Source organism: Weizmannia sp. WK01, from assembly GCF_025905465.1.
Taxonomy (GTDB): domain Bacteria; phylum Bacillota; class Bacilli; order Bacillales; family Bacillaceae_C; genus Weizmannia; species Weizmannia faecalis.
In genome coordinates, this window is record NZ_CP109616.1 from 2389868 (window position 1) to 2404036 (window position 14169).

Below are 14169 nucleotides of genomic sequence, written 5' to 3' on the forward strand. Positions count from 1 at the left end.
ATGGGCACACAATACCGGAATATTTTAGTAGCGGTAGATGGCTCCAAAGAAGCCGACTGGGCTTTTACGAAAGCGGTTGAAATCGCCAAACGGAATGGGGCCGAATTATCGGTTGTCCATGTGGTCGATAACCGAGCACTCGCCACTTTGACCCCGATTGATTCAACGCTCTATGAGCAAAACGAAAAATTTGGGGATGAACTGTTAAGCAATTATAAAGACCGCGCCGCAGAAAAAGGGATCAAAGTCCAGACGATCATCCAGCTCGGCTCTCCAAAACTTCAAATCACAAAAAATGTCGCGCCGAAAGTGCATGCGGATTTAATTGTGTGCGGCGCAACCGGTTTAAACGCGGTGGAAAGGCTCCTGATCGGAAGCGTTTCCGAACATATTGTCCGCACTTCCCCCTGCGATGTGCTTGTCGTGAGAACGCCTAAGGAAGAAGAAGGCAAAGGGGAAAATTAAGCAAAAACCAGCCTTTTACGGGCTGGTTTTTTAACGGCCGCTTTTTTCTGTTAAAAACCGGTATTGATAATATTTCTCCGCAATTTCACAAACCCTTTTAGAAAAATAGTAGTTTGTAAGAGCCCCGATGGCCATCCCGGCCCAGCTGTTTTCTCCCCGCTTTTTCGGCCGGAGCAGCGCCAGAAAAGCGAGTTTGCCGGCATGCCCGATTGCCCCCGGCCACAAATACCGGTGGAATAACTTATCGTTTCCCACATAGAAGCCGGTCTCGCGCGCTTCCAGTTCATCCATCAATTCTTCCCAGAGCGCATATTTCACCATGTCCGGGGCAGCGGCCATCAGCACCATTTTCAGCGCCGCCACGAGTTCGCCGGGCGTTTTTGTTTCAAATCCGTAAGCTGCACCGGTGAGCTGGACCGCCCGGAGATTCACAGCCAGCAGGAAAAACGGATCCGCCGCGGCAAAAACAGCTTTCCCCGTCCCGCTCAATGCTCCTTCGAAGAGTGAGAAACGGCGGTATTTTGCCTGCTGCCGCGCCGCAATAAACCCTGCCTGGTCGATGGTAAGCTTCCTCATATCGGGAATCGTTGCAACAGAACTGTCAAAAAGCCGCCCCGCAGCAAGTATTTTTTCGATTTCATGCCCGTAAGGCAGATTTTCATCGGCAAATGAACAGATTTGAAACAAAACAGCATCTATTTTTTCATGAATATTTTCGAGCGCCTCATCCGGAAAATGGGCAAAGAGCGCATCCAGTTTTTGCTTGCGCCCGTCCCCTTCTTTTCCGGCCGTTTTTAGCTTCTCCGCCCAGTCGTTGATTTCATCCAGTACAATTTTTTCCCTGCCTGTCCATTCCGCCATTTTCAATCCGCTCCCTAACGCTGTTTTACAGCCATTATATCATAAAGTTCATGGACGGCTGTTCGTTTATGCCATGCCAAAGTGACCCTGAAACAATTTATTCGGGCACGGGCAGCAGGAAAGCAAACTGTCGGCGCCAGCCGTTAAGATTCCGCGGTCATGAAGAGAGCCGGACAACATCGCGTGCGATCATCAGCTCTTCGTTTGTCGGGATAACGAGTACTTTTACAGGGGAATGCGGATAATTGATAAACGCTTCCGTCCCGCGGATCTGGTTCAAAGTCGGGTCCCAGTAAATGCCCATAAATTCCAGTCCCGTTAAAATTCTTGCGCGGATGGCATCGCTGTTTTCCCCGATGCCAGCCGTGAAAATAATCGCATCGACGCCGGCCATTTTCGCCGCATACGACCCGATGTATTTATGGATGCGGCTTGCAAAAATGTCAAGCGCCAGTTCAGCCCGCTTGTTCCGCTCGAGTTCCGCCGCCACCTGGATATCGCGCAAATCGCTGGAAACGCCCGAAATGCCGAGAAGCCCGGATTCTTTGTTTAACACTTCGAGCACTTCTTCTGCCGTTTTGCCTGTCTTCTCCATAATAAACGGGATCAGTGCGGGGTCGATATTGCCGGAGCGCGTGCCCATCGTCACGCCGGCCAATGGCGTAAAGCCCATGGACGTATCGATTGACCGGCCGCCCTGGATCGCCGCAATGCTTGCCCCGTTGCCCAAATGGCATGAAATCAGGCGCAGCTGTTCAATTGGCCTGCCGAGCAGCTCAGCGGCACGCATCGCCACATATTTATGGGAAGTGCCATGAAACCCGTATTTGCGGATCCGGTATTTTTCGTAGTATGCATAGGGGAGGCTGTATAAGAAAGCACTTTCCGGCATCGTTTGGTGGAAAGCGGTATCAAACACGGCCACTTGAACCACATCCGGCAGCACGGCACGGAACGCCCGGATCCCCGTTGCGTTCGCCCGGTTATGAAGCGGCGCGAGTTCCGCCAAATCTTCAATTTGCGCGAGCACCTGGTCATTGACGACAGCAGAATCATTGAAAATTTCGCCGCCGTGCACAACCCGGTGGCCCACGCCTTCTATTTCATCCAAAGACCGGATAATGCCGGTTTCCGTTAATTTTTTTAATAAAAACTGCACGGCAATTTCATGGTTCGGAATATCGGTAATTTCCTTCACCCTGTCCCCGTTTACCGTAATGGAAAACAAGGCATCGTTTAACCCGATCCGTTCAATCAGGCCTTTCGTTATAACGCTTTCATTCGGCATCTCAAATAATTGAAATTTTAAGGAGGAGCTCCCCGCATTAATTGCCATAATTTTTGCCATTGCTCGTCTTCCCTTCGCAAAATCAAATGAACCCTTTTATTTTTTTAAAATAGTGATCTCATTTTCTCATTTTGCCATTCTATCCGGTTTTTTTCAACCGGTTTTTGGTTCCGTCTCCCGGGAACATATAAAATGATACCATAAAAAAGCAAACAAATGGGGGCCGGAACGCAATTTCCTGCTTTCCGGCCCCCATTTTTCCCAATTCGTCAAATTTTGCCGCTTTGGATATTTTCTTTGCACCAGACGTCAATCTTTGCCATCAGCTGCCTGAGCGACCTTTCGTTAGACAGGGACGGGAGCGACGCCAGCAGCACTTGTTCCGGTGCTTTTACGTCTTCCGCTTTCTTGCGGATGACAAAAATGCTTTTGGCAGCCTGCTCGTTTTTGAAGATGGTCATCGGCAATTGCAAAATCGCCTGGATATCCGCTTCTTCTTTTAAAAACTGGCGAAGTTTCGGAGCTTCTTTTGTTTCAAATAATCCGTTTGGGATGAGAAAAAACAAAAATCCGCCCGGGCGCGCCGCTCTCAGGCTCTGCTCGATAAACAAATGATGGGCGTACGAATGCCCTTCATCTGCCTTCAGCTTGTAATCCGCGGCGCCCGCATCATTCGGATAGTACCCGACTGGCAAATCGCAAACAACAACATCGACAGGGTCAATGAACAATTGGGACAGGGCATCCTGCGTAAACAGTTCGATTTCATGGTGCAGAAGGTTTGCCCCCGTGTATGCGAGCCGGATCAGCACATCATCGATATCCACGCCGTAAGCGGTGATGTTTTTCCCACTGAGCTGGTTCAAAATGGTCGCAAGCAAATTGCCGGTGCCCACCGCAGGGTCCAAAATTGAAAACGCACTGGTATCTTCTGTAAACTTGCCGATAAAATAGCTCATCAATAGACCGATCGAATCCGGTGTCATTTGATGGTTTGCCTGGACGTTTGCTTTCATCCCCTTCAGAATGGCGAGCTGGTAGGCTTTCCGGATCTGCTCGCGGGTAAAATCCTCGAGGCGGACCGTTCCGTATAGGTTTTCAAGGCGGTTTTCATCATGCGCACCGATCCCATTTTGGCGGATGCTTCCGCTGAATAAGTTTTCCCCGGTCATCGCCACAGCTTCCAGGTACGGAACAGAGAGGCGGTTTTCCAAAATGTGTGCGGATTCGTTTAAAACGTTAAAAAGGGTTTCAACAGGAGAGTCCGACATTCATGCTCCTCCTTCGTATTCTTCTTCCATATAAAATCCCCGATGGAGATCGGGGATTTTATCGCAGTATAGCAAGTGCTCTTCGCTTTTCTTGACGCGAATACCTGTTTTACTCTGCATCTTTTGCGGCTTGCAATGCTTTTTCGTAGTCAGGATGGTTGGTGCCTTCGCTTACATATTCCACATATGTAACCGTATCATTGGAATCTACGACAAATACGGCGCGGGCAAGCAGGCGAAGTTCTTTCATCACAACCCCGTAAGCTTTGCCGAATGACAGGTCGCGGTGGTCGGACAACACTTTTACATGGTCAAGCCCGGATGCCGCACACCATCTTTTTTGCGCAAAAGGCAGGTCACAGGAAAAAGTATAAACGTTGACTTCTTTCCCGAGTTTTGCCGCTTCTTCGTTAAAACGGCGCGTCTGTGCATCACAAACACCGGTATCAATCGACGGGACAACGCTGAAGATGCGGACGCCGCCTTTTGTATCCGAAAATGTCACCTCATTCAAATCATTATCCAGAACCGTAAAGTCCGGTGCCTTATCGCCGACTTTCACTTCTGTCCCTTCCAATGTGACTGGATTACCTTTAAATGTAACCGAAGCCATGAGATACCCTCCTTATTTTTACCGGGGCTTTCAATCCCCCGTTTTTCAACTGTGCTCATACCCTATCATAATGGACAACGAAAAAAATTTCCAATTTAAAACCCGCGAATCATGCGGGTTGTTAAAAATCAAGATCCTGTTTTTGCTGGTTGGCCGGCTGTTGCCCGCCATTTTGGCCGCCTGCATTTTGGCCGTTTTGTTTCAGCATGCCCTGGATTTTTTCGACAACGCCCGGCGCGACATCCATAATTTTTTCAATCAAATGTGTGTTTTGGTCCAGGTGCAGCATTTTCACGCCTTGTGCGCCAACAACCAAAAAGGCAATCGGCATAATCGAGACACCGCCGCCGCTGCCGCCCCCGAAAGGCAGCTCTGCCGGACGGGATTCACCGCTGCCGCCGGATCCGGATGGCCCGTTAAATTGGCTTCCGCCTGCCGCAAACCCAAAACCGACTTTGGATACGGTTAAAATGACGCTTCCATCCGGCGTTTCCACCGGATCCCCGATAATCGTATTTACGTCAATCATTTCTTTTAAATTTTCCATTGCGGCCGTCATCAGGCCTTCAATCGGATGTGAACCCATTGTTGTTTCCTCCTGTCATTCGTTTCTGCCGGGATTTAAGCATGCCGGCCGTTTTCTGATTCGGAAACCGGTTTAAGCGCGATTTCCGCTTTTCCTCCCCGCCAGTATTTCAACACTTTAAATGCGGCCAGTATAGCTTTCCCAATCTGGATTTTCACCATACATTTTAACTGCGTTTCAGAAACCGGATTTTGGAAAAAGGGTGTAACAGAGAGGACAGGATCCGTTTTTACCCGCAGATTTGTGGTTATGAGGCTTAGTATTCCCCCTTTTACCGCCCAAATACTTCCGGCGGCAATTCCCGTCCACGCGGCGTCATGCAGCCCGATTGCTGTATGCCATTCGAATTTTCTCAACTGGACACTGCGGATGAACTTGCCTACAATCGCCTTTAAACCGATGACGCGCTCCGCAATTTGTTTCACATCTTCAATCCGCTGTTCGAGCACATCCGGCGTAATGCTCCTTTCATACTCTGCATGTTTTGTCTCTTTTTCATATACGACGCCGGGTTTTTTCCTGTCCACTTTCACTGCCGGGATTTTCACGGTATAGCGGATGATGCCCCAAACCCTGATTTGAATAAAAATTTTATCATCATCCCGGCGGTGCCCGTATTCAATGAGGACGGACAGGGAAGAGAACCAAAGAACCGCAACGATTGCGGCAATGCCGAGAGCCGCGGACAGCCACCATGTCATTTCCATCATCAGCCTTTTTTGCCATCATTATCGCCAACAGGGCAAAAAAATAAACCTGCCTTTAAGCAGGTTCATAATAAGGATAGACCGGTTCCTGGGAACGTTCATGAATGACGACCGTATCGGCAAACAAATCGTGCACCCCTTGTTTTTTCGGCGTAAATGCAACGATAATATAGATGGCCGAAATGGTGACACAAACATAACGGACGATCCATTCCCGGAATAAAACGGTGCTCCATTTCAGCGGACCGGGATGGTTCACCGGCACAACCCTGAGGCCAAATACCATTTTTCCAAGCGTCTGGCCGAAAAATTTCGTCATCAGGACAAAGTACCCGTAAAATACAACGGCCGATGCCACCGTAATCGGTGCATAAATTTTATCTTCTGTGAGAGACAAGCCGGAAAACCGGAAAATGGGATGGATAACCAGCCACTTCACACTTACTACAACAAGCAGATCAAGCAAATAGGCCCAAAACCGCATCCAGAACCCGGCATAACGGGCCCCGAATAACTCCTCGCGTTTTTGTTCCGTCCCGGGATTCACCGTTTCAGGCATTTGGTTTTCGTTTGAATTCATTCAAGCTCCCCCCTTACTCAGCCCCGGAATACAGGTACATCAGGCGCGGTGCGTTCGATTGCGACAATAAACGTGCAAGCCCCGAGGCTTCTGCTTCTTTGCCGAGCATTTTTTGCGCTGAGGCGGAAAACAGCGACCCAAACCCGCCACTTGATTCATATTCCACAACCTGTGCTTTTCCGAGATGAAGATCTTTTTTCATCGCCGCAATGGTGTCATCCAGGTAACCGTATTTGTCAATCAGATGCAAATCCAGCGCCTGCTTGCCGTCGTATACACGCCCGTCCGCAATTTTGCGCACCTGTTCTTTCGGAATGTGGCGCCCTTCAGAGATGACTTTGACAAAACCGTTATACGAATTGTTCACCATTTTCTGCAGCATTTCTTTTTCGCTCTTCGTCATGTCCCGGTAAGGGCTCATAATGTCTTTATACTCCCCGCTTTTGATGACAGGAAAATCAATGCCGTATTTTTTGGCAAGCTTCCCGTAATTCACGCTTTCCATGATCACCCCGAGCGATCCGGTCAATGTTTCCGGACTTGCGAATATTTTATTGGCCGGCGTTGAAATATAATAAGCGCCGGATGCGCAAGTCGGCCCCATGGACACATAAATTTTCTTCTTCGTATCTTTTTTAATTTCCATCAGATGGTGATGGATTTCTGCCGACTCGGCCACCCCGCCGCCCGGTGAATTAATATGTAAAATGATCCCTTTTACATCGCTGTCTTTTTTCGCCTGATCCAGTTCTTTCAAAAAACTTTGGTGGTTATATTCACCGGTGTCAAGCAGTGATGGTGTCGTGCCGGTATCCTGAATTGTCCCGTTCACATTCAGCACGACGATTTTCTTTGACTCATTCCCATCCTGCAATACATTTTCGGAAACATCCCCTTCCCCAGCTTCCACGGTCTCTTTAAAGATTTTGGAAAAGTTGGTTGATGCCGCCATGCTCGCCAAGTTCACAATAATGGAAACGACGAACAGCCCGCCTGCCAAAGCAAGCGCTCCCCATCTTTTTTTGTTCATGCCAACATTTCATCCTTCCACTTTTTTGGTTTTTCTTTTATTCTACTTGAAGATCCGGGACATTAAAACAAAAAGCCGGGCATTTTTTGAAAAAAAATGCCCGGCTTTTCGTTTCTTATCTATTCCATTCCTGCTGCCTGAGCTCGACACGGCGAATTTTGCCGGAGGCCGTTTTTGGCAATTCCTTGATAAATTCAATTGCACGCGGATATTTGTACGGCGCGGTCAGTTGTTTGACGTGGTTTTGCAGTTCTTTTACAAGACCCGGCACATTCTCGCTGATGCCGTCTTTTAAAACGACAAAAGCTTTCACAATGCTGCCGCGGATTTCGTGCGGGCTTGCAACAACGGCACATTCTTTCACATACGGATGCTTGACAAGGGCATCTTCGACTTCAAACGGTCCGATCGTATAGCCGGAAGAAATAATGATATCATCCCGCCTGCCTTCAAACCAGAAATAACCGTCCTCGTCTTTTCTTGCCCTGTCCCCTGTAATGAAGTAATCGCCGCGGTACTGCTTGGCCGTGCGCTCTGGCTCTTTATAATAGCCTTTAAAAAGCGCAGGCGTGTCTCTATGGACGGCAATATCGCCGGTTTCACCCGGTTTGCACGGCTTCCCGTCATCATTTACGATTTCGACTTCATTCCCGGGAAACGGTTTGCCCATTGAACCCGGGCGCAACGGCGTATCAAGGGAATAACCGACGAGCAGCGTGCTTTCCGTCTGGCCGTAACCGTCGCGGATCGTGATGCCGAAATGGTTTTGGAAAACATCGATGACTTCGCGGTTCAGCGGTTCTCCGGCTGAGACCGCGCTCCTTAAGCTTTTCAGATGATACTGGGACAAATCATCGACTTTTGCCATTAAACGGTATTCAGTCGGTGTGCAGCAGAGCACATTGATTTCATATTCATCTAAAAGGGACAAATATTTTTCAGGGTCAAAACGGCCGTTGTAAACAAACCCGATTGCGCCTGAACCGAGAACGGAAAGGAACGGACTCCACACCCATTTTTGCCATCCCGGTGCGGCCGTCGCCCAAACACGGTCGCCTTCTTGAATGCCAAGCCAGTTCGGGGCAGCCGTGCGCAAATGGGCATATCCCCAGCTGTGCGTATGGATAACGCCTTTCGGATTGCCGGTTGTCCCGGAAGTATAGGACAAAATGGCGATATCATCTTTTGACGTTTTGAAGATTTCCAGTTCACAAGGGGCTGCTTTTTTCTTTTCATCCAGGAACGCCCATCCCTGTTCCGGTTCTCCAATCACGAATTTTTCCAAATTTTCAATACCACGTACATCTCTAAACTGTGCAGTGCATGAATAATGGGCGACAACGCCTTTTACATCCCCTGCTTCGATCCGGTAGTCAAGGTCTTTTGTCCGCAGCATTTCCGATGCCGGCAAAAGAACGATGCCGCATTTCATTGCAGCGAGATATACTTCGTATGCTTCTACAATACGCGGAACCATGACAAGTATGGTATCTCCCTTTTTCAGCCCGCTTTCCAAAAAGACATGGCCGGTCCGGTTTGCATTTTCAATTAATTCTTTATATGTGACTTCTCTGTGCATGCCTTCTTTGTCTTCCCAAATCAGCGCAACTTTGTGCGGGTCCCGGGCATATTTCTCAATTTCTTCGGCTATATTGTATGTTTGTGGCGCAATCAGGTCACTACGACGCAAGCGAATCGCCTCCAGAATTTTTTAGTACCTCATTATTATACCTGATATTAAAAAAATATGATACAAATTTACGCCAAAAACAAGTAGAAGCGGACCCGATTCAGGCCCGCTTCTCTATCCATTCTTCATTCAGTTATCGGGAAGTACCGCCTAATTGTTGTTCAGCCATCGAAACAAGGCGTTTCGTGATTTCGCCGCCGACAGACCCGTTTGCGCGGGAAGTCGTATCAGCACCAAGGTTTACGCCAAATTCCTGAGCGATTTCGTATTTCATTTGGTCCAGTGCTTGTTCAGCACCGCTTACAAGCAATTGGTTGCTGTTGTTGCTTTGTGCCATGTGTCTCACCTCCTTGTGAGTATAGATTGCGCATAAACACATGGCATCATGTTGTAAGTTTATTGGCGGTGCTGCCAATTACTGGATTTTATAACAGCTCAGAAAAATCTTCTTCCTGCGCCGTTTCATTTGGTGTAATAAAGACGTCCTCCGTATTTTGCACCGCTTCTTCAATCAATGGTTCCAGGTCGAGGCGGCTTTCGTAAAGACGCGCAAGCTCGAGTTTCGGCCGTGTTTTCGGCGAAGGCGGCGTGAAAATCGTGCAGCAGTCTTCATACGGAAGGCTTGAGATGTCGTATGTGCCGATTTTTTGGGCAATATCAATAATGTCCAGCTTATCCATCGAAACAAGCGGCCGCAACACTGGTGTCGTTGTGACATCATTGATTGCAACCATGCTGTCGAGCGTCTGGCTGGCAACCTGGCCGAGGCTTTCGCCGGTTACAATCGCAAGCCCGTTATGAATTTTACGGAGCCGGTCGGTAATCTCAAGCATCACCCTTCTCTGCACGGTCATCGAATAGCCTTCCGGAACCCCTTTATGGATCGTTTCCTGGATTTTTGTAAAGGGGACAATATGCACTTTCATGGAGCCGCTGTAGGCGGAAATTTTTTGCGCAAGGTCAAGCGCTTTTTGCTTTGCACGCGGGCTTGTAAACGGCGGGCTGTGGAAATGGACCGCTTCCACTTTCACGCCGCGTTTCATCGCGAGGTATCCTGCAACCGGGCTGTCAATACCACCCGAAAGCATGAGCATCGCTTTGCCGGATGCACCGACCGGAAGCCCGCCGGATCCTTTTATCACTTCAGTGGACAAATAAACGCCGTTTTTCCGGACATCCACAAGCAGCTCGATATCCGGCTGTTTTACATTGACTTGAATGCCGTCCAGTTGCTTTAAAATATAGCCGCCGACGAGATGGTTCAAATCATTCGAATTGTATTCAAATGTTTTATCGCCGCGGCGGGCTGACACTTTGAAGGTTTTGCCTTTCGCAAAATTTTGCCGGACGAGTTCGAGCCCCGCCTGCTCGATGTCTTCGAGCTGTTTCCGGGTGCGGACGGCCGGGCTGAACGACTGAATCCCGAAGATCGATTTTAAAATGTCGATGACTTGCCCGCCATCTGCGCCATGTAAAAGCACGTACATGCGGTCGTACAGTGCCTGAACTTCAATGCCGGGAAAAGGCCTGAGCGCTTTTTTGACATTGTCTTTTAAATGGCGGATAAAAAACTGGCGGTTATGCCCTTTTGTCGAAAGTTCCCCGTAACGGATTAAAATGCGGTCATAGTTCATTGATTTCTCCCCAACACTTGTTGTAAATTTGTGGTTGTTTGCCTTAATATGCGGATAAAACGTTCCGCTTCTTCCATTGTATTTTCATAAGAAAGGCTCACACGCACCGCCCATTCGGCTTCGTCTTCGGAAACCCCCATGGCAAGAAGCGTGCGGCTCAGTTCCCGCGTTTTAGAAGAACAGGCGCTTGTTGTTGAAATATAAATGCCTTCCTCTTCAAGCGCGTGCACGAGCACTTCACCGCGGATGCCGCGGACGGAAAAATTCAGGATGTGCGGTGCTGAAACAGCCGGATTGGTATGGACGGTTACAGCAGGCATCTCCTGAAGTTTTTCGATCAGGGCATCCCGGATACGGGCCGTTCTTTCTGCCGCCCCTGCTTCAAATTTTTCATGGATCAGGCGGAGCGCTTTGCCGGCTGCAACGATTCCGCCTGTATTTTCGGTGCCGCTGCGCAAGCCGCTCTCCTGGTGCCCGCCGGTTAAAAGCGGCGACAGGCGGAGATTTGCCCGTTTATATAATATCCCGGTTCCCTTTAAGCCATGGCATTTATGCGCGGAAACCGTGCAAAGATCGATGCCGGCCTCACGCAGGGAAAGCGGGACTTTTCCGCAGCCCTGGACATCGTCTGTATGGAACAGGATTTTCGGGTAATGTTTCAGAAGCTGTCCGATTTCTTCCACCGGCTGCACTGTTCCGACTTCGTTATTCACATGCATCACGGAAACAAGAATCGTTTCATCCGTGATGGCCTGTTTTAAATCGTCCAGTTTGATCCTTCCGCTCTTGTCAACCGGCAAATACGTGACGCGAAAGCCCCATTCTTCCAGCTGCCGGCACGTTTCAAAAACAGATGCGTGTTCAACAGCCGTCGTAATGATATGGCGCCCCCTTGAACGGTATGCGAGGGCTGTCCCTTTAATGGCCAGATTATTGCCTTCCGTGCCGCCGGATGTGAAAAAAATTTCGTTCTCGTCTGCGCCGAGAATACCTGCAATTTGCCGTCTTGCCTGCGTGAGAAGTTTCTCTGTACGCGCGCCGAGGCTGTGCAGGGAAGAGGGATTTGCAAAATAGTTTTCCGATGTTTTCACAAAAGCATCCAGCACTTCCGGATAAGGCTTCGTTGTGGCACTGTTGTCAAAGTAAATCATTTGAACACCCTCTGTTGGCATAAAATTGGATCCAAACCTGCATCATTGCTTAATATACCATGCCGGATACCGAACCTACAACCGATATACTCCCGTTATGCAACACCCATTCCGGTCTCCCTGCCGCTTTTTTGCGGCACCGGCTTTAATCTTCAAAATGGGGTGGTAATGGTCCTGCGCCTTCCGCCCGTGCGTGGTTAACCCGTTCAGGCAGAAATGCGTCGCTTAAGGCTCAAAGGTCTTCACCCGTACCTGTTTACCAGGCTAAAGAACCCGGCGTCAAAACGAATGCGTGCGTCCGGCTGAAAGGCATGGAAAAAAGCAAACGAAAAAAACGGGGAGCGCTCCGTATTTTTTCCGTTTGCTTTAAAGTAATTCTTCCGTTTCCAGCATTTTTTCAATTTTTTTCAATGCACCAGGCTCAACCGCCTCCACTGTCGTTGCGGCTTCTTCAAGCGCCTTCTCATAATCATAGCGCCGGAAAGCTACTTCTGCGCGCTCCAGCCCGTCCGCCACTTTCTTATATTTAGCACGGTAACGGTTGCCGTATTGAATCACTTTTTCAGCAAGCTGAACATTTTCCAATAAAGCTTTCGTGCTTTTTTCAAAGTTTCCGACTGCCTGTTCCGCCTCCAGCAGATGGTGGTTGACCCTCTCCATGTTTAGCGGCGTGGCATGGAGGCTGTCGGCAGTATCACGAATCGCGTTCCAGGCCGCTTCATACAGGCTGCGGTACGAGTCCGGCAGCCCGGGGATATTGCTTCTTTCGACAAGGCGGCGCATATCCTGGATTTTCCGCTTCAATCCCGCGATCTTCGCGCGTGCCTCCATTTCTTCCTTCCGCAGGTTCTGCAGAAATTCGTTAAACGTCTTCTGGTCATCCTGCAGTTTTTCAATCTGCCCTTCCATTTCTTTGAGCTGTTCGCTTAACACGGTATAAATCGTTTCGTTTTCGGGAATTTTTACTTCAAGGACCGCCAAACGCGCGGCCAGTTTCTCCAACTGTTTATCGAGTTCAGCAGGAACGGCCATGTTTTCCTCATGCAGTTGGTATGTCTTTTGCACGGATTCTGTTTCTGTTGTGAGGCGCTTGTTTTCTTCCCGTACTTCATCCAGCATATCCTTCACTTCGCGGAAATGCTTGAGCACATAGTTTTTTGCGTACGCTTCTTTTTCTAAAACATCGTAAATCGTTTCTATTCTTTCCTTGATTTCCCGGATGCCTTCCTCGACATCCGCTGTGTCAGCCTGTTCAAGTTGTTTCCGGTAAGCCGATAGCTTTTCTGTAAGCTCCTTCATTTCTTCATCAAACTGCAGGTGATCGAGCGCAAAGCCTTGTGCAGCCATTTCTTTGTAGCCCTCTTTCAATTCAGCAAACTGCATCGGCAAAAGCGATTCCGTTTCCGCCAGCAAATCCGGAATTTTTCCGGCATCCTCCTGCAATGTTTCTGTTTCAGTTTTCAGTTCATCGGCTAATTTCTTTGCCTCCAAATAGTTCCCGGCTTCCGTCAATTCATGGTAACGGACAAATTTCTCCGCCAGGCTGTCCACTCTCAGGTCGAGGCTTTTAATGGCTTTTCCGAATGTATGGCGCCGTGTCAGAAGCTGTTTCTTCAAGTCTTTGAAGATTTTCCCGAGTTCTTCCACTTCTTTCCGGGATTCTTTCTCGGCATCCATCAGTTCATTGACGCCGTCCAGTATATCTTTTATTTTTTGTTCCGCAGTTTGAAGAATCGCCTCTGCTTCCGCCTGTACGGCCTTCGCCTTTTTGAAACGGTATTTGTCAGTGTGCTCCTCGATTTCAAAGAGCTTATCTTCCACTGCCGGCAGTTCCTCGTTTAAAAGGTCCTCCCAGTCTTTGCGCCAGCCTTCAAATAAACTTTCCGCCTCCCCGCCCATATTGAGCCGTTTGACTTTTCCCAGCTCATCGGTGACAGGCCGGTTCATGATTTCAATTTTCCATGCTTCAAGCTTGTCAATCTCTTTGTAAAACTGCCTCCTGATAAAAAAACCGCAAGTCAATAAAACCAGCAATAAAAGAATAGCGCCAATGATGCCATACATCATAAACTTGAAAGCCTCCCGTTCGTCCACAAATCAAACCTTAATATCCGCTCATTATGTATGTATGAATACCGGAACAATCCTTCCCGATACCCACAGGCATGTATGTTTATTTTTATTCTATGATACCATGTAATGACAATATTTGACTATGAAATTCGAGATTTTTCGATTCATTTTGGGGAAGGTTTTTTCCGTACCCACAATAAAAAAAGCCGGCGCTTATTTT

General features: G+C 48.6%; 14 protein-coding genes. 1 reads left to right on the forward strand and 13 read right to left on the reverse strand.

All coding sequences use genetic code 11. The features are described from left to right. Complete coding sequence (locus tag OF158_RS11445; protein ID WP_013859933.1) at positions 1-465, forward strand: universal stress protein; 465 nt, start codon at positions 1-3, stop codon at positions 463-465. Positions 466-495: 30 nt separating this feature from the next. Here OF158_RS11445 and OF158_RS11450 read toward each other — a convergent pair whose 3' ends face one another. From OF158_RS11450 to ezrA, 13 genes are all read right to left on the reverse strand, one after another. Then, positions 496-1326: an EcsC family protein gene (locus OF158_RS11450; RefSeq protein ID WP_014097735.1), complete on the reverse strand. Its 831-nt coding sequence runs from the start codon at positions 1324-1326 to the stop codon at positions 496-498. A gap of 157 nt (positions 1327-1483) precedes the next feature. Further along, positions 1484-2674 (reverse strand): acetate kinase, encoded by a 1191-nt coding sequence (locus OF158_RS11455; RefSeq protein WP_014097734.1) that lies wholly within the window; start codon positions 2672-2674, stop codon positions 1484-1486. A gap of 209 nt (positions 2675-2883) precedes the next feature. Next, positions 2884-3885: a class I SAM-dependent methyltransferase gene (locus OF158_RS11460; RefSeq protein WP_035184357.1), complete on the reverse strand. Its 1002-nt coding sequence runs from the start codon at positions 3883-3885 to the stop codon at positions 2884-2886. 109 nt (positions 3886-3994) lie between these two features. Further along, positions 3995-4498, reverse strand: coding sequence for a thiol peroxidase (tpx, locus tag OF158_RS11465; RefSeq protein WP_014097732.1), 504 nt, complete (start codon positions 4496-4498; stop codon positions 3995-3997). A gap of 121 nt (positions 4499-4619) precedes the next feature. Further along, positions 4620-5084, reverse strand: a complete 465-nt coding sequence (gene ytfJ / locus OF158_RS11470) for a GerW family sporulation protein (RefSeq protein ID WP_014097731.1) — start codon at positions 5082-5084, stop codon at positions 4620-4622. Between the two features lie 35 nt (positions 5085-5119). Further along, positions 5120-5791 carry a DUF2953 domain-containing protein gene (locus OF158_RS11475; protein WP_026683655.1) on the reverse strand — a complete coding sequence of 224 codons (672 nt, stop codon included), beginning with the start codon at positions 5789-5791 and terminating at the stop codon, positions 5120-5122. Between the two features lie 55 nt (positions 5792-5846). After that, positions 5847-6371 (reverse strand): RDD family protein, encoded by a 525-nt coding sequence (locus OF158_RS11480; RefSeq protein WP_026683656.1) that lies wholly within the window; start codon positions 6369-6371, stop codon positions 5847-5849. Positions 6372-6384: 13 nt separating this feature from the next. After that, positions 6385-7401, reverse strand: coding sequence for a signal peptide peptidase SppA (gene sppA, locus OF158_RS11485; RefSeq protein ID WP_026683657.1), 1017 nt, complete (start codon positions 7399-7401; stop codon positions 6385-6387). A gap of 115 nt (positions 7402-7516) precedes the next feature. After that, complete coding sequence (locus OF158_RS11490; RefSeq protein WP_026683658.1) at positions 7517-9091, reverse strand: acyl-CoA synthetase MbcS; 1575 nt, start codon at positions 9089-9091, stop codon at positions 7517-7519. A 133-nt stretch (positions 9092-9224) separates the two neighbouring features. Beyond that, positions 9225-9428, reverse strand: a complete 204-nt coding sequence (locus OF158_RS11495) for an alpha/beta-type small acid-soluble spore protein (protein WP_013859944.1) — start codon at positions 9426-9428, stop codon at positions 9225-9227. An 88-nt stretch (positions 9429-9516) separates the two neighbouring features. Beyond that, on the reverse strand, positions 9517-10725 hold the full coding sequence (thiI, locus tag OF158_RS11500; protein ID WP_035184354.1) for a tRNA uracil 4-sulfurtransferase ThiI: 1209 nt from the start codon (positions 10723-10725) through the stop codon (positions 9517-9519). Next, positions 10722-11876, reverse strand: coding sequence for a cysteine desulfurase family protein (locus tag OF158_RS11505; protein WP_035184352.1), 1155 nt, complete (start codon positions 11874-11876; stop codon positions 10722-10724). The genes thiI and OF158_RS11505 overlap by 4 nt, the downstream gene beginning before the upstream one ends. Before the next feature lie 366 nt (positions 11877-12242). Then, a complete protein-coding gene (ezrA, locus tag OF158_RS11510; protein ID WP_014097724.1) occupies positions 12243-13943 on the reverse strand; it encodes a septation ring formation regulator EzrA in 1701 nt (566 codons plus the stop codon). Positions 13944-14169: the final 226 nt, after the last annotated feature.

Excerpts from the sequence above, each read along its gene's own strand:
- OF158_RS11445 (WP_013859933.1), top strand. The coding sequence starts at position 1 with ATGGGCACACAATACCGGAATATTTTAGTAGCGGTAGATGGCTCCAAA.
- OF158_RS11450 (WP_014097735.1), bottom strand. The coding sequence starts at position 1,326 with ATGGCGGAATGGACAGGCAGGGAAAAAATTGTACTGGATGAAATCAAC.
- OF158_RS11455 (WP_014097734.1), bottom strand. The coding sequence starts at position 2,674 with ATGGCAAAAATTATGGCAATTAATGCGGGGAGCTCCTCCTTAAAATTT.
- OF158_RS11460 (WP_035184357.1), bottom strand. The coding sequence starts at position 3,885 with ATGTCGGACTCTCCTGTTGAAACCCTTTTTAACGTTTTAAACGAATCC.
- tpx (WP_014097732.1), bottom strand. The coding sequence starts at position 4,498 with ATGGCTTCGGTTACATTTAAAGGTAATCCAGTCACATTGGAAGGGACA.
- ytfJ (WP_014097731.1), bottom strand. The coding sequence starts at position 5,084 with ATGGGTTCACATCCGATTGAAGGCCTGATGACGGCCGCAATGGAAAAT.
- OF158_RS11475 (WP_026683655.1), bottom strand. The coding sequence starts at position 5,791 with ATGGAAATGACATGGTGGCTGTCCGCGGCTCTCGGCATTGCCGCAATC.
- OF158_RS11480 (WP_026683656.1), bottom strand. The coding sequence starts at position 6,371 with ATGAATTCAAACGAAAACCAAATGCCTGAAACGGTGAATCCCGGGACG.
- sppA (WP_026683657.1), bottom strand. The coding sequence starts at position 7,401 with ATGAACAAAAAAAGATGGGGAGCGCTTGCTTTGGCAGGCGGGCTGTTC.
- OF158_RS11495 (WP_013859944.1), bottom strand. The coding sequence starts at position 9,428 with ATGGCACAAAGCAACAACAGCAACCAATTGCTTGTAAGCGGTGCTGAA.
- thiI (WP_035184354.1), bottom strand. The coding sequence starts at position 10,725 with ATGAACTATGACCGCATTTTAATCCGTTACGGGGAACTTTCGACAAAA.
- OF158_RS11505 (WP_035184352.1), bottom strand. The coding sequence starts at position 11,876 with ATGATTTACTTTGACAACAGTGCCACAACGAAGCCTTATCCGGAAGTG.
- ezrA (WP_014097724.1), bottom strand. The coding sequence starts at position 13,943 with ATGATGTATGGCATCATTGGCGCTATTCTTTTATTGCTGGTTTTATTG.